Genomic DNA, 22,868 nt, shown 5'->3' with positions numbered 1-22,868 from the left:
CGCCGCTCCTTCCGGCACCACTCTTGCCACCCCCTCTTTCTCCAGAATCCACCCATATGTAGCGCGGCGCCCACAGCGGCGTAGGGGTGTCCCCACAACACCGATGTGTTCATCCGACTGATACGACTGATGCGCCAGAGGTGTGGATAGACTCTCGCAACTGCACAAGGGCACAGCGGGGAGAGGCAGCACAGATGGCCCAGGCGAAGAAAATCGCGCTCTATATGCTGATCGTCTTCGTGCTGTACACGATCATCAAGACCCCCGCCCGGGCGGCCGACCTCGTCCAGGTCGGTTTCGAGGGCATATCGGACGCCGCGAAGAGCGTCGGCGAGTTCATGACGGAGCTGACCAACTAGCCTCGCACCCCTCCCGTCCCCGCCCTCGAACCCCCGCTTCTCTCACTCCCTTATCGGGCGTTTTCTCCACCAACACGTGGTAAAGCGGTGCTTGCACACAGTGCACATGTCTTGTGATGCTATGACCGCTTTTGCCGGGTGAGTACATCGTGAAGGGGTGGCGTGACCGTGTCGGCCCGTACCGCGCCCAGAACCCCGCCCCAGGGCGATGGCGGCAGCGAAAGCGGCAGAAGCCGCGGGGCTGACGCCAGAGCGCTCACCCAGGTGCTCTTCGCCGAGCTCTCGGGCCTCACCCCCGGAACCCCCGAGCACGCCCGCGTGCGCGCCGCGCTGATCGAGGCCAATCTGCCGCTGGTCCGCTACGCCGCGGCCCGCTTCCGCAGCCGCAACGAGCCCATGGAGGACGTGATCCAGGTCGGCACCATCGGCCTGATCAACGCGATCGACCGGTTCGACCCGGACCGCGGGGTGCAGTTCCCGACCTTCGCCATGCCGACCGTCGTCGGCGAGATCAAGCGCTACTTCCGCGACAACGTCCGCACCGTCCACGTCCCGCGCCGGTTGCACGAGCTATGGGTGCAGGTCAACGGCGCGACCGAGGACCTGACCGTGCTGCACGGCCGCTCCCCGACGACGGCCGAGATCGCCGAACGGCTCAAGCTCAGCGAAGAGGAGGTGCTGGCCTGCATCGAGGCGGGCCGCTCGTATCACGCCACCTCCCTGGAGGCCGCCCAGGAGGGCGACGGACTGCCCGGCCTGGTCGACCGGCTCGGCTACGAGGATCCGGCGCTCGCCGGAGTCGAGCACCGCGATCTGGTGCGCCATCTGCTCGTACAACTGCCCGAGCGCGAGCAGCGTATCCTTTTGCTCCGTTACTACAGCAACTTGACGCAATCTCAGATCAGCGCCGAGCTCGGTGTCTCCCAGATGCATGTGTCCCGGCTGCTGTCCCGGAGCTTCGCCCGGCTGAGATCCGCAAACCGGATCGAGTCCTGATCCTTGCGAGGGACCTCCGCCCCGGGACCTCAAGGCTGTAATGTCGACATGGCGCTACAGCGTGTTGCCGACATGTGACATTCTGCAGGAACCGCGTTTGCCGCGGCCCGACCTCCGGTATTCAGGGGGAGGCTGCGTCGGACGCGAACCGCGCAGCTGGGATCCGTCCGCGACCTCTAGGGGGTGGCATGTCCGTAGAACTGGGCAGCTCGAAGGTGCTCAACAACGACGCACCGCACATGCCTGACGACTGCGACGCCATCGACACCCGCACCCTCTCCCGCTCCCTCTTCCTGCGGCTCGCCACACTCGACAAGGACAGTGCGGAGGCCGGCTACGTCCGTGACACCCTCATCGAGCTGAACCTCCCGCTCGTCCGCTACGCGGCGGCCCGGTTCCGCAGCCGTAACGAGCCGATGGAGGACATCGTCCAGGTCGGCACCATCGGCCTGATCAAGGCGATCGACCGCTTCGACTGCGAACGGGGCGTGGAGTTCCCGACGTTCGCCATGCCGACCGTCGTGGGCGAGATCAAGCGGTTCTTCCGCGACACCAGCTGGTCGGTGCGGGTCCCGCGGCGGCTCCAGGAGCTGCGCCTGGCCCTCACCAAGGCCAGTGACGAGCTGTCACAGAAGCTCGACCGCTCCCCGACCGTCACCGAGCTCGCCACGGCGCTGGGCGTCTCCGAGGAGGACGTGGTCGACGGGCTCGCGGTGGGCAATGCCTACACGGCCAGCTCGCTGGACTCCCCGTCCCCCGAGGACGACGGCGGCGAGGGCTCGCTCGCCGACCGGCTGGGGTACGAGGACAGCGCGCTGGAGGGCGTGGAGTACCGCGAGTCGCTCAAGCCCCTGCTGGCGAAACTGCCGCCGCGCGAGCGCCAGATCATCATGCTGCGCTTCTTCGCCAATATGACGCAGTCGCAAATCGGCGAAGAGGTCGGGATCTCCCAGATGCATGTCTCCCGGCTGCTCACCCGGACCCTGGCCCAGCTGCGCGAGGGCCTGATCTCGGACTGACCGCCACTGGCCGGTCCCCTGCCGGATCCCTGTACACCGGATCCCTGTACACCTGACGGGTCGTCAGCCACACTGGCCCGATGCGATACGCATGGAGCCGGACAACGGGCCGCCGAGGTACGGCAATCGCCTCCTCGGCGGCCGCGCTGTGCCTGGGGGCACTCCTCAGCGGCTGCGGCGGTGGCGGCGACGGCTATGTGGCCGCCGGTGCGGCCGGACCCGACGGCCGGCGGACCGCGAACGCCGTGCCGCCCAAGGACGGCGTCGACCTGGTGCCCCTGGACGAGGACGGCACGGACAACGCCCGCGGCGGTAAGGGCGGCACGGACGGGAAGCGCGATCGGGGCACGGCCGGACCCCAGGCCACCACGGACGGCAGAGCGGACGGCCCCGCCTCGCGTGCGCCCTCGGCATCGGCGCGGGCCCCCGGCCGCACGGACGGCCCGGGCGGCCCGGGCGGCGGGAAGAACGGCTCCGGGGCCCCGGGGCGTACGGACGACGGCCCCAAGGGCGACGGCGGGCCCACGGGCGACGGCCCCGGCGAGCCCTCGCCCTCCGGCCCGGGCTCGGGCTCCTCGGACCCCTCCGGCACCCCCACGCCCACCGGACCGGCCGCCCTCAAGGTCGGCAAGCCGGAGCGGACGGCGACCGATGAGCGCTGGTGCGAGAAGGTGAAGGTCGAGTTCCGCAACACCGGAGGAGCGCCCATCGCCTCGGGCACCGTCACCTTCGGGACGCATGTGATCGACGCGCTCGGCATCGACTGGGCCACGCTGGAGTCCAAGGAAGAGCTGCCCGCGCCGATCGGCGCGGGCCAGAAGAAGGAGAAGACCTGGACGGTGTGCGTGGACGACTGGCGGGTGCCGCTGGGCATGCATATCGAGACACAGGACGTCTCGGTCAGTTGGAAGCCGTAAGGCCGACCCGGCAGCCGTAAGGGGCGCGGGAACTCGGGCCCCCGAGAGAGCTCAGCCCCCCGCTGGAAGTGTCAGGGCTTCGCGGACTCAGCCCAGCGCCAGCCAGGCCACCGCCGCGACGATCACCACCGCGGCGATCACGCCGACGATCAGGCCGACGCGCGAACCGCCGCCCGATCCGGCGGACGTCTGAGGCTGCCGAGTGCCCTCGTCGACGAAGGCGCGGAACATCTGAGTGGAGCCGGCCGGGTCGTGGTTCCCGTTGGGGCTCTGGGGGTTGTTCGCCATGAGCCCCGACCCTAGCGAACGAGCGGATTCCGGGACACCCCCGGGTCTCAGCAGCCCCTCGCACCTCAGCCACCCCGCTTGACTCACTCCAGGACGACTCTTTAACGGCAATTTACCGCCCAGACCGCCCCTTCATTTGCCTGTAGCAACTAACTTCTTCTATGGTTGCCTTAAGCAACTGACCATCCTGATCAATCTCCCTGGGAGGTGCCGTGGCCACTCAGCGCCACTATGAGGAGCTGGCCCGGCAGCTCAGCGCCATCGGCACCGTCAAGCGCGGGCTCGGGCGCGCCCTGCCGGCCGACTGCCCGTCGGGCGCCGCCGTCGTCCTGATGCTCCTCGACCGCTACGGCGAGATGCGCATGAGCAAGCTCGCCGAGCTGCTCGACATCGACATGTCGGTGACCAGCCGGCATGTGGCACATGTCGCGAACCGCGGCTGGGTGGACCGCAAGCCCGACCCGCTCGACCGGCGGTCGCGGCTGCTGAGCATCAACCCCAGCGGACGAGCCCTGCTCGGTCAGGTCTCCGAGCGCTACACGAACGCGCTCGCCAGTTGTCTGAGCGACTGGTCGGACGAGGACGTCGACCGCCTCAATGAACTTCTCGCCCGGTTGCGGACGAGTTTCGGGGACACCCGTTCCCGGGCCCTGCCGCATCAGGCGGAGACCAGCACCACCCGTACACCTTCGCAACGTTAAGGAACTTCATGGCAACGACCACACCGGACGGTGGTGTGCGGGGACCCGCGGGGCACCCCGCCCACGCCAAGCACGGCGGAGGAGGCCACAGAGGCCAGCACGGCCACGCCGCGGACTCCTCGGCGCCGATGACCCACCGGCAGATCATGGAGGCCCTCTCCGGGCTGCTGCTGGGGATGTTCGTCGCGATCCTGTCCTCGACGATCGTCTCCGCCGCACTACCCAAGATCATCGCCGACCTCAACGGCAGCCAGTCCTCCTACACCTGGGTCGTCACCGCCACCCTGCTCGCCATGACGGCCACCACGCCGCTGTGGGGCAAGCTCGCCGACCTCTTCAGCAAGAAGCTGCTGGTCCAGATAGCCCTGGTGATCTACGTCGCGGGCTCCGTGGTGGCCGGTCTGTCGCAGAACCCCGGCATGCTGATCGCCTGCCGCGTGGTGCAGGGCATCGGCGTCGGCGGCCTGTCCGCCCTCGCCCAGATCGTCATGGCCGCGATGATCTCCCCGCGCGAGCGCGGCCGTTACAGCGGTTACCTCGGCGCGACCTTCGCCGTCGCGACCGTCGGCGGTCCGCTGCTGGGCGGCGTGATCACCGACACCGACTGGCTGGGCTGGCGCTGGTGCTTCTACGTCGGCGTGCCGTTCGCCGTCATCGCGCTGATCGTCCTTCAGAAGACCCTGAAGCTCCCGGTGGTGAAGCGGGACGTCAAGGTCGACTGGGGCGGCGCCTTCTTCATCAGCGCCGCGGTCTCGCTGCTGCTGATCTGGGTCACCTTCGCCGGCGACAAGTACGACTGGCTCTCCTGGCAGACGTACGCGATGGTCGGCGGCTCGATCGTGCTCGGACTGATCTTCACCCTGATCGAGTCCAAGGCGAGCGAGCCGATCATTCCGCTGCGGCTGTTCCGCAACAAGACGATCACCCTCGCCTCGCTGGCGTCGCTCTTCGTCGGTATCGCGATGTTCGCCGGAACCGTCTTCTTCAGCCAGTACTTCCAGCTGGCGCGCGGTAAGTCGCCCACCATGTCCGGCGTCATGACCATCCCGATGATCGGCGGTCTGTTCGTCTCCTCGACCATCTCCGGTCAGATCATCACCAAGACCGGTCGCTGGAAGGCATGGCTGGTCAGCGGTGGTGTGCTGGTGACGGCGGGTCTCGCGCTGCTCGGCACCATCCGGTACGACACCCCGTACTGGCACATGGCGATCTACATGGCGCTCATGGGTCTCGGCATCGGCATGATGATGCAGAACCTGGTGCTGGCCACCCAGAACCAGGTGGCCCCGCAGGACCTCGGCGCGGCCAGCTCCGTCGTCACCTTCTTCCGCTCCCTGGGTGGTGCGGTCGGCGTCTCGGCGCTCGGCGCGGTGCTCGCCAACCGGGTCACCCACTTCGTCAAGGAAGGCCTGGCCGACCTCGGCCCCAAGGGCGCGGCGTTGGGTCACGGCGGCACCGGCGGCGGTGGCATCCCCGATGTGCAGGCGCTGCCCGAGCCGATGCGCACGATCATGGAGAGCGCCTACGGGCACGGTGTCGCGGACGTCTTCCTCTTCGCCGCCCCTGCCGCGTTCCTCGCCTTCCTGCTGACCCTGTTCATCAAGGAGGTCGCCCTGAAGACCAACTCAGGCACCCAGCAGGCCGCCACGGACACCACGGACGCCCCGGCCACCGACGCGGCCCCGGCCGACGCGGTGGCGGCCACGGCAGCCACCGGGCAGGTCGCCGACCTCGAGCCCGCGCTCGTGGGCGCCCCGGCCGCCGCGGTGCGCGAGCCGGACGCGGGCGGCGCCTTCGCGGCCACCGCCGCGCAGACGGCCACCGCTCCGCAGCGCCTTACGGCGTTCGCCTCCGCCGGGGGCGACGGCGCGGACCGTCAGCCCCGGCAGGGTGTGCACGGCTTCGTGCGGAACGCGGAGGGCGGCCCCGTCGCCCGCGCCGCGGTGACGCTGATCTCGCTCGCCGGGCGGCAGCTGGGCCGTTCGGTGGCGCACCCCGACGGCTCGTACGCCCTGGACGCGCCGGGCTCCGGCTCGTACGTCCTGATCGCGGCGGCCGACGGCCACCAGCCGCAGGCGTCCACGATCGTGGTCGGGGACGAGCCGCTCGGCTTCGACATCGTCCTGTCGGCCACCAGCGGCCTGGTGGGCACCGTGCGCGGTGCCGCCGACGGCCGGCCGGTGGACGCGGCGATGGTCGTGGTCACCGATGTCCGCGGCGAGGTGCTGGCCACCGGGAAGACCGGTGAGCAGGGCGACTTCGGCTTCGAGGAGCTGGTCTCCGGGACCTTCACGGTCGCGGTGAACGCGCCGGGCTACCGGCCCGCGGCCCTGCCCGTCGAGGTGGGCGCCCAGGGGCTGACCCGGGTGGAGATAGCGCTGCAGGCCGGCGCCCGGGTGCAGGGCATAGTCCGGGCCGGTGCCGACCGGCGGCCGCTGCCCGACGCGCGGGTCACCCTCGTGGACTCGGCCGGGAACGTGGTCGCCACCGCCACCACCGGTGAGGACGGCGCGTACGCCTTCACCGACCTGGACGCGGGCGACTACACGGTCATCGCGAGCGGCTACCCGCCGGTCGCGGGGGCGCTGACGGTCTCCGGACCCGGCGTCGACGGCCATGACGTGGAGCTCGCCCACCCGGGCGAGTGACGGACCCCGGGTCCGGGGCGCGCATGAGCGGAGACGCGCCCCGGACCCGGCCCGGGCGGCGGATTTCTCGGCCGGACCCGGAACCCGGATCCCGGCGGCGGTGTAGTGAAGGCAGGGGACGGCCTGACGCCGCCGCCCGGATCCGGTGCACAGACACGACGAGTACCACCAGCACGACGAATACGACCAGCACAGCCATGACGACCAGCACGGCGCGCACGACCAGCGCGCCGGGCGACATGAGCCACACGAGCAACACGCCGAGCACGACGAGCAACACGGCGACACCCGAGCGGGAGCGAAACGCGGCATGACGACCACAGGAGCAGGAGCAGGCGGGGGAGCGGGACTGCGGGCCCGGATCCGCACCCGCGACGGCTGGGCGGTCCAGCACGCGGTGCTGACCGTCACCGATATGACGGGCGCCCAGGTGCTGCGCGCGCAGGCCGATGCGGACGGCGCCGTGCGGACCGACGAGCCGCTGCCGCCGGGGGCGTACACGATCATCGCCACCGCGGTCGGCTACGCCCCGGTCGCGTCCACGGCGATCGTCACGGCCTCAGGGCGGGCCGACGTGGGCAACGTGGTGCTGGCGCGCCAGGGCGGGGTGGAGCTTCCGCCGCCCGGGGCGTGGACGATCGACCCGGCGCATTCGACGGTGGCCGCGGTCGCCCAGCACCTGGGCATCTCCAGTGTCCACGGCCGGTTCACGGAGTTCAGCGGGCGGATCGAGGTCGCCGAGGACATCGAGAAGTCGCGCGTCGAGGCGGTCATGCGCGCCGCCAGCATCGACACCGGCAACACGATGCGGGACGGCCATCTGAAGTCCCCCGACTTCCTCAATGTCGAGGAGTTCCCGGAGCTGACCTACCGCAGCACGCATCTGAGCGCGGCCGGGGCCGACCGCTGGACGGTCCACGGCGAGCTGTCGATGCACGGCGTGGTCCGGGACGTGGACCTGGACCTGACGTACCTGGGCACGGGCCCCGACCCCTGGGGCGGGGTGCGGGCGGCCTTCCGGGCCGTCGCCGAGCTGCGCCGCGAGGACTTCGCGATGAACTACAACCAGGTGGTCGCGGCGGGCATCGCGGCGATCGGCACGACCCTGCGGGTGGAGCTGGACATACAGGCGGTGCAGGGCGAGGAGCTCCCCACGGCCTGAGGCTCCGCCCCGGCGCGGTCCCACCCTGCTCGGCGATGCACGGCGCGCTATCGCTCCCGCAGGGTTTCGATACCGGCGATCGCCAGGTCCAGCGCGAAGGTGAAGTCGCGGTCGTGCATCTCCTGGACCGTGGTGCCGCCGCGAGCCTCCATGATCTTCCGCGCCTCGTCGAACTCCATACGACCCTCGACCGAGCTCATCATCTCGTGGAACAGCTCGTCCTGGGTGACTCCCTCCGCCCGGCAGCGGGCGGCGAAGCGGCCCTCGATCGTGGAGAAGCCGTAGACGAACTGGTAGACGAGGGACAGCGCGCTGGTGATCTTGTCGTCCGGCAGTCCGCTGTGGCGCATCACGGTCAGCGCGGCCTTCTGGAAGACCACCGCGTTCGGCCCGATGTTGAGGTACTCCCCCAGGAGCGCCGGAAGCCAGGGGTGGCGGACCAGCACCCGCCGGTACTCGGAGGCGACCTGGCGCAGCTGCTCACGCCAGTCCCGCGGCTCGGCCGGGGCGTGGTCATGGCCCTCGACGGGGCCGACGGCCTCGATGGGCAGCGCTATCTCGCCCATGGCCGCGTCGAGGACGAGTTCGAGCAGATGGTCCTTGGTCTCCACGTACCAGTAGACCGACATGGCGGTCACCCCGAGCTCCGCCGCGAGCCGTCGCATCGAGAAGCCCGAAAGCCCCTCGGCGTCCAGCAGCCGCATCGTCGCCGCGACGATCTTCAGATGGTCGAGCCCGACGGGCTGCTGGTCGCCCTTGCGCTTGGGGGTTTTGCGTTCGGAGAGCCAGACGCTGGACCGCGGGCGGACGGTGCGGCTGCCGGTTGCCATGGCGGCGCCTCTCTTTCTCCGGTGCGCTGGCGCCACGTACGTCCCGGGACCGGGCACGCGGCACCTCACTACCTGAAGATGCTATGCCGCCGGGGCCTCCTGTGAAGATCGTTCGGCCCTGCTGAGCAGCAGCGCGGCCAGCACTCCACCCGCCAGCACGGCCGCCGCGCCGACCAGCTGGCTGGTCTCCACCCCCGAGGCGAAGGCGTCCGCGACGGCCTCGCGGTCCTCGGGGGTACGGGCCGCGGCGAGGGCGGCCGGAAGCGAGCCCGCCCCGGTGGCGACCGCGGGCAGCAGCGAGCCGAAGCGGGAGTTGAGCACGGCGCCGAGGACGGCGACACCGAGCCCGTTGCCGCATTCGGTGAGCGTGCCGTTGACCCCCGCGCCCACCCCCGCCTTCTCCGGCGGGATGGCCGACATGATGGCGTTCGCCATCGCGGGCATGGCCAGCGCGATACCGGCCCCCATCACCACCAGCCCGAAGAGCATCCCGCCATAGCCATGCGCGCCGAGCGTCGCGATGGCGGCGAGACCGGCCGCGAGCAGCCCCATCCCGCCGACGATCGTCACCGGGGTCCCGAGCTTCGGCAGCAGCCGCGCGCCGACACCGGTGAGGTTGAGCGCGACGATCACCAGCGCGAGCGGCGCGGTGCGCAGCCCCGCGTCCAGCGCGTCATAACCGAGCACGAACTGCAGATGCTGGGTGAGCAGGAAGAGCGAACCGCCCATCCCGAAGGCCACCAGGATGCCGCCCGCCACCGCGCCCACGAACCGGCGGTCGCGGAAGAAGTGCATGTCCAGCATCGGATACGGAATATGACGCTCCCACAGCGCGAATCCGGTCATCACGGTGACGCCGATGAAGGCCGACAGCAGCACCCGGCTGGAGGTCCAGCCGTGCTCCGGCCCGGAAATGATCGCGAAGACGATGCCGGTCATGCCGACCGTGGACAGCAGCGCGCCGAGCAGATCGGGGCGGTCACTGGTCGGCGCCTTCGACTCCGGCACCATCCAGACCACGGCCACCAGCCCGAGCAGCGCCACCGGGATATTGATCAGGAAGATCGAGCCCCACCAGAAGTGCTCCAGCAGCGAGCCGCCGATCAGCGGCCCCGCGGCGAAGCCGAGGGAGCTGACCGCACCCCACAGCCCGATGGCCTTGGCCCGTTCGCCCGCGTCGAAGACCTGCACCACGACCGCGAGCGTCGTGGTCATCAGCAGCGCCCCGCCGATGCCCATGCCCGCGCGGGCGGCGATCAGCTGGCCGGGGTCCTGCGCCATCGACGCCGCGAACGAGCCGATGCCGAACAGGGCGAGCCCGGCGACCAGCAGCTTCTTCCGCCCGTAGCGGTCGGCGGCGCTGCCCGCGGTGAGCAGCAGCCCCGACTGAACCAGCGAATAGGCGTTGATCATCCACTGGATGTCGGCCGTGCGGGCATCCATCTCCCTGGCCAGGGAGGGGACCGCCACATTGAGGATCGTGTTGTCCAGCAACACGGTGAGCTGGGCGAGGCAGATCACGGCGAGGATCAGCCAGCGCTGGGGATGACCACCCGGGGACTGATCGGGTGGCGCGGAGGCGGCGTCGGCGGTCGAGACCGTCATGGGGACTCCAGGCAGGGGACTTCTACGGCGTATGACGATGTGCTGAGCCCTACACCGTACAAGTGCCGCTGTACGCCGTACAGCGAATTATGTGCGCGCGTCGCATACGCGTACGGGCCGGTGATCGCGGGGGTGAACCCGCGACCACCGGCCCGTATCCACGGGGCTCCGGCGTCAGTCGGAGGACTTCGAGGACGTGGTCGCCTTCTGGGTGAGGTCATAGAGCGTGGTGCTGCCCACGGTGACCTTCTTGTAGGTGGACTCGATCCACGAGGTGATCTGGGACGAGGTCCCCTGGCCGCCGCCCGGCCCGCCGCCCATGCCGGTGCCCGAGGAGATGAAGTAGTGGATCTTGCCCTGCTTCACATACTCCTTGAACTGGGCGAGCGTCGGGGACGGGTCGCTGCCGTTGAAGCCGCCGATGGCCATCACGGGCTTCTCGGTGGCGAGTTGGTAGCTCGCGGCGTTCTGGGAGCCGATCGCCGCGGCCGCCCAGGTGTAGTCGCCGGCGTTCTTCTCCAGCTTCGCCTCCACCTCGGCGTCGACCTGCTGACCGTCGAGCAGTCCGCCCATACCGCCGCCACGGCGGCCGCCCTCGCCCATGCCGCCGCCGGGCCACATGCCCGGCCGGCCGTTCTGCCCCTGGCCGCCCTGGGCGTTGCCCGTGCCGTTGCGCGGGGACTGGCCGCCGCCCGGGAAGCCACCGCCGGGGAAGCCGTTCTGGCCACCACCCGGCTGACCGCCGCCGGTGCCACCGCCCGGCACGCCCTGCGGACCGCCCTGGCCCTGACCCTGGCCTTGCCCCTGCTGGCCCTGACCACCTTGGCTGCCCTGCCCCTGCTGGCCCTGACCCCCCTGGTTGCCCTGCCCCTGCTGGCCCGCGCCCTGGCGTGCGTTCTGCATCCCCGGCGGACCGCCCATACCGCCGCCCGGGAAGCGGCCACCGGGGCCGCCCATACCGCCCGCCACCGACGGACCGGCGGTCACGATGGAGCCGTGCTTCGGGGTGTCGACCGTGTTGAGCGTGTACGCGACCGGCCCGGCCAGCCCCGCCGCGAGGCCGAGGCCCGCTGCGGCCAGCGCCGCCCTCCGCCCCAGGCGCGCCGTCAGCGGCATCCCGGCCGCCGCCGCGAGCCCGCCGATCAGCACCGCCCAGCGCAGCCAGGGGTGCCAGTCCGGCGACCGCCCCAGCAGGACGTACGACAGGTACGCGGTGACCGCGACCGTGACGGCCAGCACCGCCGAGGCCGCCGCCCCCGCCCGGCCGCCCTCGTTCCGCCGCTCCCACAGCAGGGCCGCGCCCATGCCCACGAGCGCCGCGATATAGGGCGCCAGGGCGATGTTGTAGTACTGGTGGAAGATCCCGGACATGAAGCTGAAGGTGGCGAAGGTCATCAGCAGCGCCCCGCCCCACACCAGGAAGGCCGCGCGCCGGGTGTCGGTGCGCTTGGCCCGCCAGGTCAGCCAGACCCCGGCCGCCAGCAGGATGAACGCCGCGGGCAGCAGCCAGGCGATCTGACCGCCCATGTCGGAGCCGAAGAGCCGGTCGATCCCGGTCTCGCCCCACCTGCCGCCACCGCCACCGCCACCCGGACCGCCCCCGCCGACGCTGCCGGTCTCGTCGCCGTTGATCCGGCCCAGACCGTTGTAGCCGAAGGTCAGCTCCAGGAAGCTGTTGTGCTGCGAACCGCCGATGTACGGGCGCGAGGACGCCGGCCACAGCTCGACGATCGCCACCCACCAGCCGCCGGACACCACCATCGCGAGCCCCGCGAGCAGCAGCTGCCCGATCCGCCGGCCGAACTTCGCCGGGGCGCACACCGCGTACACCACCGCGAGCGGCGGCAGGATCAGCCACGCCTGCAGCGTCTTGGTGAGGAAGCCGAGGCCGAAGCAGACCCCGGCCAGCACCAGCCACTTGGTGCGCGCGTCCTCCAGGGCGCGCAGCACGCAAGTGACCGCCGAGACCATCAGCAGGCACAGCAGCGCGTCGGGGTTGTTGAAGCGGAACATCAGCGCCGCGACCGGGGTCACCGCGAGCGCCGCGCCCGCGATCAGCCCGGCCGCCGCGCCGAACCCGCGCCGTACGGCCGCGTACAGCACCCCGACCGTCGCGACGCCCATCAGCGCCTCGGGGACGAGGACCGCCCAGGAGGAGAGGCCGAAGAGCCGCACCGACAGGGCCATCGGCCACAGCGCGGCCGGGGGCTTGTCGACGGTGATGGAGTTCGCGGCGTCGGAGGAGCCGAAGAAGAACGCCTTCCAGCTCTCGCCGCCCGCCTGCACGGCGGCCGAGTAGAACTGGTTGGCGTAGCCGGACGCGCCCAGGCTCCACAGATAGAGCACGGCGGTGGTGGCCAGCAGGGCCCACAGGGCGGGCCGTGCCCAGCGCGGGTCCTCCGGCCGTCCCCGCCAGGCCCGCGCCAGGCGCGAGCCGCCGGGCGCCCGCGGCCCCGGCCGGGGAGCGGCGTCGGGCATCGGCGGCGGCCCGGCTTCGCGGGTGCCGTAGTCGTAGGTGGTCATCGATCGGTCCTCGGGTCGTGGTCGGTCGTGGCCCCGCTGTCCGACGGGAAGACCCAGGCCCGGAAGAGCAGGAAGCGCAGAACGGTCGCGGCGAGGTTCGCCGCGATCAGCACGGCCAGTTCGGTGCCGTGCGAGGCGGTGCCGGGGACGGCGTCCAGGGCGGCCAGGGAGCCGCTGGTCAGCACGAGGCCGATGCCGAAGACGACCAGCCCCTGGGCCTGGTGGCGCATGGCCCGGTCCCGGCCGCGTACGCCGAAGGTGAGCCTCCGGTTGGCCGCGGTGTTGCCGAGCGCCGACAGCAGCAGCGCCAGCGCGTTGGCCACCTGCGGACCGGTGCCCATCCGGAAGAGGGAGTACAGCAGCAGATAGACCAGCGTGCTCAGCGCGCCGACCACACAGAACCCGACCAGCTGGCGGGCCAGGCCCCTCGGCACCCCGCTCAGCTCCCGGTCGCGCGGATCGTCGCCGAACGGACGGCGCACCCGGTCCAGCGGCAGCGCACCGGTGGCCAGCGCGCGCCCCACCCGCCACACGCCCTTGAGGTCCTCGGTGGCCGTCCTCACGATGTGGACCGTGCTGTTGGGGTCGTCCACCCAGTCCACCGGCACCTCGTGGATGCGCAGCCCGGCCCGCTCGGCCAGCACCAGCATCTCGGTGTCGAAGAACCACCCGGTGTCCTCGACCAGCGGCAGCAGCCGCTCCGCGACGTCCTTACGGATCGCCTTGAACCCGCACTGGGCGTCGGAGAAGCGGGCGGCCAGGCTGCCGCGCAGGATCAGGTTGTACGCCCGCGAGATGAACTCCCGCTTGGGCCCGCGCACCACCCGTGAGCTGCGGGACAGCCGCGATCCGATCGCCAGGTCGGAGTGCCCGGAGATCAGCGGGGCCACCAGCGGCAGCAGCGCCTTGAGGTCCGTGGACAGATCGACGTCCATATAGGCGAGCACGGGCGCCTCGGACAGCGACCACACGGTGCGCAGCGCCCGCCCGCGCCCCTTCTGCTCCAGCCGGACCGCCGTCACCTCCTCGATGCTCTCGTCCAGGTGGGCCGCGAGGTCGGGCGTGCGATCCGTACTGGCGTTGTCGGCGATGGTGATCCGGAAGCCGTACGGGAACGTGCGGGCCAGATGGTCATGCAGCCGTCGTACGCACCGCTCGAGGTCCGCTTCCTCGTTGTAGACGGGGATGACGACGTCCAGCACCGGACGGCCGCGCACGACCGTCACCGGCCCGCGCACGGGCAAGGTCTGCAGGGGTGTCTCGGGCGGAGCCCCGAGAGGGGTGTCGGTTCGCATGGGGTCGACGGTCGCGAGCCGCGCTGTCACGGCTGTGTGGTCAGCCTGTGGCCTGCCTGTGAGTCCGTCACGCCCTGGTGAACGACCCGGTGCACGGGCAGGTGGACGCCGAACACGGTGCGCCCGGGCACGCTGTCCACCGTCACCCGCCCGTCGTGCGCGGCCACGACCGCGTGCACGATGGCCAGGCCGAGCCCCGTGCTGCCCGCGGCGCGGGAGCGCGAGGCGTCACCGCGCGCGAACCGCTCGAAGACATGCGGCAGCAGCTCGGGCGGGATGCCGGGACCGTCGTCCTCGATCTCCAGCGAGACGTACGAGGGCAGGCCGTACGGCGCCGGATACGGCGAGGGATACGGCGACGCCCGCGGCCCGCGCCACAGCACCCGCGCCGTGACCGTGGTGCCGGCCGGGGTGTGCGTCCGCGCGTTGGCGAGGAGGTTGACCAGCACCTGGCGCAGCCGGGCGTCGTCGCCGTGGACGACCGCGGGGTCATCGGGCAGCTCCAGCCGCCACGCGTGGTCGGAGCCGACCGCCCGCGCGTCGCTGACCGCGTCCACGACCAGCGGGGACAGATCGACCTCCGCGCATTCCAGCGGCCGACCCGCGTCCAGCCGGGCCAGCAGCAGCAGATCCTCGACCAGCCCGGTCATCCGCCCGGCCTCGGACTCGACCCGGCCGAGGGCATGCCGGGTGTCGGGCCCGATCTCCTCCCGGCCGCGCCGGGTCAGCTCCGCGTAGCCGCGGATCGAGGCGAGCGGCGTACGGAGCTCATGGCTGGCGTCGGCGACGAACTGCCGCACCCGCGTCTCGCTCTCCTGGCGGGCCGCGAGCGCCGACTCCACATGGCCGAGCATGCGGTTGAGCGCCGCGCCCACCTGGCCGACCTCGGTGCGCGGATCGGCCTCCGAGGCCGGGACGCGCTCGCGCAGCGCCACCTCGCCGCTGTGCAGGGGGAGCTCGGAGACCCGGGTCGCGGTCGCCGCCACCCGGCGCAGCGGGCGCAGCGAGATGCCGACCATCGCGGCCCCGGCGATCCCGGCCGCGACCAGCCCGGCCGCGGTCACGCAGACCTCCACGAGGATGAGGGTGTTGACCGTCTCCCGCGTCTGGTCGAGCGGGAAGGCGAGGATGATGCCGCCTTCCCGGTGGTCCCACTGGGCCACGGCCCGATAGCCGCCGAGGCCGGGCAGATCGATGGTGTGCACCTGTCCGTCCAGCGGGACGGCGGCGATCGCCTTCCGCTGACCGCTGGTCAGGGGGTCCACCCGGTTCTCGGCGTCGACCTCGTTCGTCATGGGCGAGTCATTGCTCTTGCCGGACATGGAGATCTCGCCGTCCTGGCCGAACCGCGCCCCGACCGTGCCGATGGGCTGACCGGGCGAGGCCACGAAGAGCACGTCGTCCCGGGGGAGTTCGCGCACCGGGCCCGGCTTGTTCAGGAACCGCCCGACGGACGCGCGCAGATCGTCGTCCACCTGGCCCTGGAGGTACGACTGCAGGGCGAGGGTGGTGACCGTGCCGATCACCGCGCAGACCACCGCGATCAGGGCGACGGCCGAGACGACCAGGCGGGTGCGCAGGGACCAGGTGCGGCGCCCGGCCCGCTGAGCGCGCCCGGCTCGTTGAGCGGTCCCCGCCCGTTGACCGGTCCCCGCCCGTTGAGCGGCCCCCGCCCGTTGAGCGATCCCCGCACGCCCGGCGCGTCCCGCCCGCTGGGCGCGCCGGGCGTGTGCGCGCCCCCGCGCCGCTCCCGCGCCCGGCGGCGGCTGGGGGACGCCGGGCAGGTCGGGGGCCCCGGGCGCCTCGGGGACGCCGGGCGTCCCGTGAGTGCCGGGCGTCCCGTGAGTGCCGGGCGTCCCGTGAGTGCCGGGCGTCCCGTGAGTGCCGGGCGTCCCGTGGGTGCCGGACGACTCGGGGACGCCGGGCCCCCCATGGGCGCTGGGCATGTCGGGCCCCCGGGGAGGCCGGGGCGGGGGGTGCGCCACGGTGTCTACTCCCCGGGCTTGATCAGATACCCGGCGCCCCGCCGGGTATGGATCATCGGGCTGCGCCCCGCGTCGATCTTGCGCCGCAGATACGAGATGTAGAGCTCGACCACGTTGGCCTGGCCGCCGAAGTCATAGCTCCAGACCCGGTCGAGGATCTGCGCCTTGCTGAGCACCCGGCGCGGATTGCGCATGAGATAGCGCAGCAGCTCGAACTCGGTCGCGGTGAGGTGGATCTCCTGCCCGCCGCGCGACACCTCGTGGCTGTCCTCGTCCAGGATCAGATCGCCGACGGCCAGCACCGACTCACTGCGCGCGGCCGCCGCCCCCGACCTGCGCAGCAGCCCGCGCAGCCGGGCGACGACCTCCTCCAGGCTGAACGGCTTGGTGACGTAGTCGTCGCCGCCCGCCGTCAGCCCCGCGATCCGGTCCTCCACCGCGTCCCGCGCGGTCAGGAACAGCACCGGGACATCGGGCAGTTCACGGCGCAGCCGCCCCAGCACCGTGAGCCCGTCCATATCGGGCAGCATGATGTCCAGGACCACCACGTCCGGGCGCAGCTCACGGGTGGTCCGGATCGCCTCCGCGCCGTCACCCGCGGTGCGCACCTCCCACCCCTCGTAGCGCAGTGCCATCGACAGCAGGTCGGCGAGCGCCGACTCGTCGTCCACGACCAGCACCCGGACGGGGCTCCCGTCGGGGCGCAGCAGCTCGGTACGCCCATGAGGCGAGGTCGGCATCATGGCCTCCACCCTCGGAGCGGGCCCTGAGAGGTCCCTTTCGGCTGCCTGTGAATTACCTGAGAATCCTGTGGAGGCGGGGACGAGACCGGCCGGGAGGCGAAACCACGGATCCGGGGCGCGGAACAGCTGCGGGCCGGCCACGGAATAAACAGCTGCGGGGCCGCGGAATGGACATCCGCCGGGCCACGGAATAACCGGAAGGACTCACCGGCTTCCCCCTGTATGACTTCTCGTCCCGCACTTGGCAAGATCGGCATCTGGACCGCGGCCCTGAAGACGGACTTCGCCCCATCGGAGCAGGTCAGCGAGGCGGCAGCCGAACTGGACGAGCTGGGGTACGGCGCCATCTGGCTCGGTGGCAGCCCCAGCCCGGATCAGGCCGGAGTCCTGCTGGACGCCACCTCCCGGATCACCGTCGCGACCGGAATCCTGAGCATCTGGGACCACGAGGCGGCCTACGTCGCCGAGCGGCACGCCGCGCTCAACGCCGCCCACGACGGCCGCTTCCTCCTCGGCCTCGGCGTGAGCCACAGCGCGCTCGCCGGTGAGCGCTACCAGCGTCCGTACACGGCGATGAAGGAGTACCTGACCGCGCTGGACTCCGCCCCGGCCCCGGTCCCCGCCGCCCAGCGGGTCCTGGCCGCCCTCGGCCCCAAGATGCTCGAGCTGTCCCGCGACCGCGCGGCCGGCGCGCATCCGTACCTCGTCACCCCGGAGCACACCGCCAAGGCCCGCGACGTCCTGGGCAAGGAGGCCGTGCTCGCGCCGGAGCTGAAGGTCGTCCTCGACACGGACCCGGACCGCGCCCGCGCCACCGCCCGCGACTACCTCGGCCGCTACCTCGCGCTGCCCAACTACACCAACAACTTCCGTCGGCTGGGCTTCGAGGACGCGGACTTCGCGGACGGCGGCAGCGACCGTCTCCTCTCCGCCATGTACGCGCTCGGCGACGCGGAGACGATCCGGGCGCGCGTGGACGAGTTCCTGGCCGCGGGCGCGGACCACCTCGCGATCCAGGTGGTGAGCGGCGACCCGCTGACGGTCCTCCCCCGCGAGGAGTGGCGCACGCTGGCCGAGGCGCTGCCGCTGGACAAGAGCTGACCCCTCGAATCCCCGAGATCACTCGCCCGGCGCCGGCGCGGGCGCCGGGCATGCCTCACTTCCGGAACGGCCACAGCGCGTCATATCCCGAACAGCCGCGCCGCGTTCCCGTAACACACCCCGCGCAGCCACTCCTCGTCCTGCCCGACCCGCGTCAGCGCGTCCAGCGCATGCCGGTATCCGTACGGGATGTTGGGGAAGTCGCTCCCGAACAGCACCCGGTCCCCCAGGGCCGCCAGCCGCCCCCGCTCCGACCGCGGGAAGGGCCACTGGCGCTCGGTGAAGTCGGTGAACGCCATCGTGGTGTCCAGGTGGACCCCCTCGTACCGCTCCGCCAGCCCCAGGAAGTCCGCGTACTCCGGCAGCCCCATGTGCGCGATGATCAGGCGAAGCCGAGGATGACGGGCCAGCACCCGCCCCACCGGCTCCGGTCCGGTGTGCTTGCCCGGCTGGGGCCCGGAGCCGCAGTGGATGACGACGGGCGTCCCGCTCTCGGCGAGCACGCCCCACACCGGGTCGAGCAGCGCGTCCCCCGGGTCGTACGCCCCTACCTGCACATGGGCCTTGAACACCCGCGCCCCGCCCTCGAGCGCCGCGCGCACGTACCCCTCCACACCGGGTTCGGGGAAGAAGGTCGAGGTGTGCAGAGAGTCGGGCGTACGGGCGGCGAAATCGGCCGCCCAGCCGTTCAGCCACCGCGCCATGTCCGGCTTGTGGGGGTAGAGCATGGCGGTGAAGGCCCGCACCCCGAACGCCCGTAGCGTCGCGAGGCGTTCGTCCTCCTCCTCGCGGTAGGTGATGTGCCAGCGGGGCTCGACGGCGTCGAAGAAGGCCCAGACTTTGTCCAGTACGCGCTGGGGCATGAAGTGGGTGTGCACATCGATGAGTCCGGGCAGCCCGAGCTCTTGCCAGAAGCGCTGCACCGACACCACGGCGGGATCGTTCATACGGATCACGGTAGTTGCCCCGGGCGTATTGCTACAGCCTCGTCTCAAGCTCTCGCATCGAGTTGATCACAGCCTCGACCAGTGGTTTTGTCACGCCCATGGCCAACCGCCCGCCTCGCGCCGCCACCCGATCCGGAACCACCCGATCCGGAATCACCCGGTCCGGAATCGCCCTCGTCTGCGCCCTCGGCGTCACCCTCCTCGCCCTCGCCACGGCCGGCTGCGAGGACGACACCGCCGCGTCCGGCCGACGGCAGCCCGCGACCCGCGCCGACCTGGCGGCCGACCGCGACGGCGGCAAGACCCTCCGGCTCGGCGAGCCCACGTCGGTCACCTACAAGCGCGGCTCGGACCATATGCGCGGCGCCCTGCGGGTCACGGCGGTGAGCGTGCGCAAGGGCACCCACGCCGAGCTGCGGACGGCGGGCGCGGAACCGTCCGACGTACGGACCACCCAGCCGTACTACGTCACCATGACCTTCGAGAACATCGGCGAGAACTCCCTCCACTACCCCTTCCTCAACACCCCCACCGGCCTCGAGGACACAAGCGGTGTGGACGACCAGCCGCTCATCACCGGCGACACCGAGGTGACCGCCTGCCCGGGCAAGGACCCGGACGACTTCGCGGTGGGGGCGAAGGTCTCCCTGTGCAAGGTGTTCCTGGTGCCCAACGGCATACGACCGTCGGTGGTGACGTACAGCACAGGCGATGACACCAAGCGCCCGGTGAGCTGGAAGGTCACGCGCTGAGGGCTGCGGGGCCGGGGCCCTCGGCGCGGCCGAACGACCGAGCGACCGAACGACCGAGCGACGGCCGAACGATCGAGGGCCCGGCACTGAAGAAGTGCCGGGCCCTCGATACCTGAGTAGCGGGGACAGGATTTGAACCTGCGACCTCTGGGTTATGAGCCCAGCGAGCTACCGAGCTGCTCCACCCCGCGTCGGTAGACGTAACTCTACGTCGTTCTCCCCGCCAAGGGAAATCCACCGTCCCCACACCGCCGTCACCGGAGGCCGGCCGCGAACGCAACCACCCACGACAGCGCCGAATTCCAGTTGATGGCGACCTCATTGGTCGACCACGAGTCAATGTCGTCGACGTAGCAGAACTGCGGCTCGGGGTGATGCGGCGGATCGACCGTGTAGTCGAACAGCATCCTCTTCGCCTTCGGGTCCTGGACCTTTCTGTTCGCGCCGCCGGCGATCGAGCCGGCGGGCGGCTCCGGAAACGCCGGGTCGGCCTCGTGACCGTAGATGCGACTGTGCTGGTTGTGGGAAGGGTGTTCGCCGTACCCGGTCACATAGGACTGGTTGAGGGCGTTGCGGCCGAGGATGTAGTCCAGCCCCTCCAGCGTCCCGTCCCGGTACCGCTGGTCGCCGGTCAGGTCGAAGGCCGTCGCGATGACGGCGAGCTTGTTGAGCACCGCGCTGTTGGAGCCCCACTCGAGCTCATCGCCCGTGACCGGTATCCCGTACGCCTGCTCGCGCGCCGTCGCCAGGTACCCGTCCGCGGCGGCCCGCACCGAGGCGCGGACGGCGTCCCGTTCGGCCTCCGGCAGCGTGCTGGGCACGGTCGCCAGGTCGAGCCGGCCGAGCGCCGCGACCTGCTGCCAGCTGAACCCCTCCGGCGGGAACGGGTCACGCGCACCGATCCGGTACGGCGAGTTCCGCAGCGCGTCGAGGTAGGTCTGCTCGCCGGTGGTGAGGAACAGTTCGGCGGCGGCCCAGTAAGTCTCGTCGCACACGTGGACGTCGTCGTACGCGCCACCTCCCTCCACCTCGCCGCTGGCGAACATGTCCTGATGGGCCTGCGCGGCCTCCCAGGCGGTACGGGCCGCGGTCAGGCAGCGCGCGGCGAAGCCCGGGTCGTAGGGCGGGTACAGCCGGGCGGCCTGCGCGGCCGTCGCCGCCAGGTTGAGCGTCGCCGCCGTGGACGGCGGATGCAGATGGCGCGTCTTGTCGTCCTGGTCCGGGGACAGCGGCAGACCGGTCCACTCGTCGTCGTGCACCTTGTGGTGGGCCATCCCCTGGAGGGGCTTGCCGGCCGGCACCTGCATGCGCAGCAGGAACTCCAGCTCCCAGCGCGCCTCGTCCAGGATGTCCGGTACGCCGTTGCCGTGCTCGGGAACGCGCAGCTCGCCGTCGCCCAGCCCGTCCGGGCGCGCCCCGGGCACGGTGCGGGTCCGTTCGTACTCGCTGAGCAGCTGGTAGACGGCGATGCCGCCGTTGACCACGTACTTGCCGTGGTCGCCCGCGTCGTACCAGCCGCCCCGCACATCCAGCGCGTAGTCGCCCTCACCCGGTCTGCAGGGCACATTGGTGTCGCCCGTATTGGGAGGGACACCGATGTGCCCGGCCGGCCGGCCGTACCCGGGCGCCAGCTCGTCGCTGATCGGGATGCCACTGCGCTGCACGTAGAAGAAGTGCAGGGCGTCGGAGCGCAACTGGTCGTACAGGGTGGGAGAGATGTCGAACGGGTAGCTGGTCTGCCCATCGGCGGTCAGCGTGTACCCGGCCCCGGCCTCCGTCACCGCGCCGAAGTCCACCGTGTGGACCCGCTGCCCGGAGGAGGTGTCGCTCCCGCGAGGCGTCGACGTGCCGGACGCGACGGTGACACCGTCACGGTTGTTCACCTGCCAGGGGACCGGCCCGGCGGCATCGGTCACGACGGTCGCGCGTTTCGGCCCGAAGGGCAGATAGCCGACCTGGTTGACCCGCACCCGCGAGCCGGTGTCCGGTACGTACCGCGGCAGTGGATCGCCGCCCAGGAGCGATACGTCGTCCAGCCGGAACACCCAGGGCTCGGGGTCGCCGCCGATGTGGAACGAGACCTGGCCGTGCTCGGTGTCGAGGGTCGAGGAGAACGTGAACGTGTACCGCTGCTCCGCGTCGAGCGGGATGTCCTGAGTGAACGTCGCGGTGTACGGGTCCTTGCCGAGCTGCACCTGGGCCTTCACCGTCACGGGCCGGCTCGCCGAGGCGCTGAACGAGAGGGTGTACGACGTGCCCTGCCGCAGCGGGATGTCGTTCTGCCCCACGATGACCTTGGACGGGCCAGCCGTGCCCCCCGGTACGTCGGCCAGCAGTCTCTCGTCGACCACGGAGAGCCGCGCGTCTTTGGAGAACCAGAAATCGGTCTGCTCCGCGAACCCCCCGTTGAAGACCTTTTCCTGTGGATTCATCGCCATATTTCCAGCGTGACCAGTGCTTCCCCGGCCCGCCACACGAGCAGCCGAACCCCCGGGCCGCCCCGGCGAACAGCACCACCAGCACAAGAGCGCAGGGAAGGCTCACCGCGACCAGCTGCCTCCGCTCCGCCGGCCCGCCCCGGGCATTAGTGGAGCGTTAGCCGTACGGCGGTAGATCATCAGCGGTGACCGGCAGCCTTGTTCTCACGAGCCCGAAACACCACGTCACGAGAACGGGGAAGACCATGTCGCACCGCACCGCCCTCCGCCACACGCGCCACGCCCGCAAGGCCGCCGCCGCCATGATCATCGCTGTCGCCGCGCTCGGGCTCACCGCGTGCCAGGACGTCGAGACCGACTCCTCGTCCTCCTCACCCTCCGCCTCCGCGAGCGCCCCGCAGTCCCCCGCACCCACGGCGAAGACCCAGGACCAGGCCCAGGACTCGGCCAAGGGCACCCCGTCGGGCACCCCCAAGAAGTCCGGGATGAAGTGCACGAACCAGATCAACTACGCCGGGGACTCCAGGTCCAACGCCGAGATCAACACCATCGGCGAGGA

General features: G+C 71.3%; 18 protein-coding genes, 1 tRNA gene and 1 pseudogene. 10 read left to right on the top strand and 10 right to left on the bottom strand.

Annotated elements, in window-relative coordinates; all coding sequences use genetic code 11:
• Nucleotides 1-194: 194 nt before the first annotated feature.
• The 4 genes from IEJ02_RS09190 to IEJ02_RS09175 all read left to right on the top strand — a co-directional run bounded on the left by IEJ02_RS09190 (nt 195) and on the right by IEJ02_RS09175 (nt 3,291).
• Nucleotides 195-359, top strand: coding sequence for a hypothetical protein (locus IEJ02_RS09190; RefSeq protein ID WP_165556256.1), 165 nt, complete (start codon nt 195-197; stop codon nt 357-359).
• Nucleotides 360-521: 162 nt separating this feature from the next.
• Nucleotides 522-1,355 carry an RNA polymerase sigma factor SigF gene (locus IEJ02_RS09185; protein WP_037956765.1) on the top strand — a complete coding sequence of 278 codons (834 nt, stop codon included), beginning with the start codon at nt 522-524 and terminating at the stop codon, nt 1,353-1,355.
• A gap of 188 nt (nt 1,356-1,543) precedes the next feature.
• A complete protein-coding gene (locus IEJ02_RS09180; RefSeq protein WP_046085203.1) occupies nt 1,544-2,374 on the top strand; it encodes an RNA polymerase sigma factor SigF in 831 nt (276 codons plus the stop codon).
• 80 nt (nt 2,375-2,454) lie between these two features.
• Nucleotides 2,455-3,291 (top strand): hypothetical protein, encoded by an 837-nt coding sequence (locus IEJ02_RS09175; RefSeq protein WP_191064307.1) that lies wholly within the window; start codon nt 2,455-2,457, stop codon nt 3,289-3,291.
• Nucleotides 3,292-3,378: 87 nt separating this feature from the next.
• On the opposite strand, the gene IEJ02_RS09170 is transcribed toward IEJ02_RS09175, so the two are convergent.
• Nucleotides 3,379-3,579, bottom strand: a complete 201-nt coding sequence (locus IEJ02_RS09170; protein WP_137978623.1) for a hypothetical protein — start codon at nt 3,577-3,579, stop codon at nt 3,379-3,381.
• 212 nt (nt 3,580-3,791) lie between these two features.
• Between IEJ02_RS09170 and IEJ02_RS09165 the strand changes: the two genes are divergently transcribed.
• From IEJ02_RS09165 to IEJ02_RS09155, 3 genes are all read left to right on the top strand, one after another.
• The gene (locus IEJ02_RS09165) at nt 3,792-4,280 is read left to right on the top strand and encodes a MarR family winged helix-turn-helix transcriptional regulator (RefSeq protein ID WP_191064306.1); all 489 of its coding nucleotides are present in this window, start codon (nt 3,792-3,794) and stop codon (nt 4,278-4,280) included.
• A gap of 128 nt (nt 4,281-4,408) precedes the next feature.
• A complete protein-coding gene (locus IEJ02_RS09160; RefSeq protein ID WP_498067028.1) occupies nt 4,409-6,928 on the top strand; it encodes an MFS transporter in 2,520 nt (839 codons plus the stop codon).
• A 310-nt stretch (nt 6,929-7,238) separates the two neighbouring features.
• Nucleotides 7,239-8,090, top strand: a complete 852-nt coding sequence (locus IEJ02_RS09155) for a YceI family protein (RefSeq protein ID WP_137978626.1) — start codon at nt 7,239-7,241, stop codon at nt 8,088-8,090.
• A 47-nt stretch (nt 8,091-8,137) separates the two neighbouring features.
• Here the strand turns inward: IEJ02_RS09155 and IEJ02_RS09150 are convergent, their stop codons facing one another.
• From IEJ02_RS09150 to IEJ02_RS09125, 6 genes are all read right to left on the bottom strand, one after another.
• Complete coding sequence (locus IEJ02_RS09150) at nt 8,138-8,920, bottom strand: TetR/AcrR family transcriptional regulator (protein ID WP_137978627.1); 783 nt, start codon at nt 8,918-8,920, stop codon at nt 8,138-8,140.
• 81 nt (nt 8,921-9,001) lie between these two features.
• Entirely contained in the window at nt 9,002-10,525 is a 1,524-nt protein-coding gene (locus tag IEJ02_RS09145) for an MFS transporter (RefSeq protein WP_191064304.1), read from the bottom strand.
• A gap of 174 nt (nt 10,526-10,699) precedes the next feature.
• Complete coding sequence (locus tag IEJ02_RS09140) at nt 10,700-13,048, bottom strand: ArnT family glycosyltransferase (RefSeq protein WP_191064303.1); 2,349 nt, start codon at nt 13,046-13,048, stop codon at nt 10,700-10,702.
• On the bottom strand, nt 13,045-14,343 hold the full coding sequence (locus IEJ02_RS09135) for a bifunctional glycosyltransferase family 2/GtrA family protein (RefSeq protein WP_191064302.1): 1,299 nt from the start codon (nt 14,341-14,343) through the stop codon (nt 13,045-13,047). Before IEJ02_RS09135 ends, IEJ02_RS09140 begins: the two co-directional genes overlap by 4 nt.
• Nucleotides 14,344-14,369: 26 nt before the next feature.
• A complete protein-coding gene (locus IEJ02_RS09130; RefSeq protein ID WP_223863630.1) occupies nt 14,370-16,289 on the bottom strand; it encodes an ATP-binding protein in 1,920 nt (639 codons plus the stop codon).
• A gap of 44 nt (nt 16,290-16,333) precedes the next feature.
• Nucleotides 16,334-17,071, bottom strand: coding sequence for a response regulator transcription factor (locus IEJ02_RS09125; protein ID WP_223863629.1), 738 nt, complete (start codon nt 17,069-17,071; stop codon nt 16,334-16,336).
• A gap of 222 nt (nt 17,072-17,293) precedes the next feature.
• On the opposite strand from IEJ02_RS09125, the gene IEJ02_RS09120 reads away from it, so the two are divergent.
• Nucleotides 17,294-18,172 carry an LLM class F420-dependent oxidoreductase gene (locus IEJ02_RS09120; RefSeq protein WP_191064301.1) on the top strand — a complete coding sequence of 293 codons (879 nt, stop codon included), beginning with the start codon at nt 17,294-17,296 and terminating at the stop codon, nt 18,170-18,172.
• An 80-nt stretch (nt 18,173-18,252) separates the two neighbouring features.
• Here the strand turns inward: IEJ02_RS09120 and IEJ02_RS09115 are convergent, their stop codons facing one another.
• Nucleotides 18,253-19,119: an amidohydrolase family protein gene (locus IEJ02_RS09115; RefSeq protein ID WP_191064300.1), complete on the bottom strand. Its 867-nt coding sequence runs from the start codon at nt 19,117-19,119 to the stop codon at nt 18,253-18,255.
• A gap of 98 nt (nt 19,120-19,217) precedes the next feature.
• On the opposite strand from IEJ02_RS09115, the gene IEJ02_RS09110 reads away from it, so the two are divergent.
• Nucleotides 19,218-19,871, top strand: a complete 654-nt coding sequence (locus IEJ02_RS09110; RefSeq protein WP_191064299.1) for a hypothetical protein — start codon at nt 19,218-19,220, stop codon at nt 19,869-19,871.
• Between the two features lie 117 nt (nt 19,872-19,988).
• Here IEJ02_RS09110 and IEJ02_RS09105 read toward each other — a convergent pair.
• Together IEJ02_RS09105 and IEJ02_RS09100 are read right to left on the bottom strand one after the other, a co-directional pair.
• Nucleotides 19,989-20,062 (bottom strand) — tRNA-Met (locus IEJ02_RS09105).
• Between the two features lie 63 nt (nt 20,063-20,125).
• Nucleotides 20,126-22,309: a glycoside hydrolase family 9 protein gene (locus tag IEJ02_RS09100; protein WP_191064298.1), complete on the bottom strand. Its 2,184-nt coding sequence runs from the start codon at nt 22,307-22,309 to the stop codon at nt 20,126-20,128.
• Nucleotides 22,310-22,554: 245 nt separating this feature from the next.
• Here IEJ02_RS09100 and IEJ02_RS09095 point away from each other — a divergent pair.
• Nucleotides 22,555-22,868 (top strand): annotated as a pseudogene (locus tag IEJ02_RS09095) (hypothetical protein); the annotation flags it as partial.

The organism is Streptomyces sp. 5-10 (assembly GCF_014712245.1).
In the GTDB taxonomy this organism is placed as follows: domain Bacteria; phylum Actinomycetota; class Actinomycetes; order Streptomycetales; family Streptomycetaceae; genus Streptomyces; species Streptomyces violaceusniger.
Note: the sequence above shows the minus strand (reverse complement) of the source record. Positions and strands in the feature narration are given on the sequence as shown.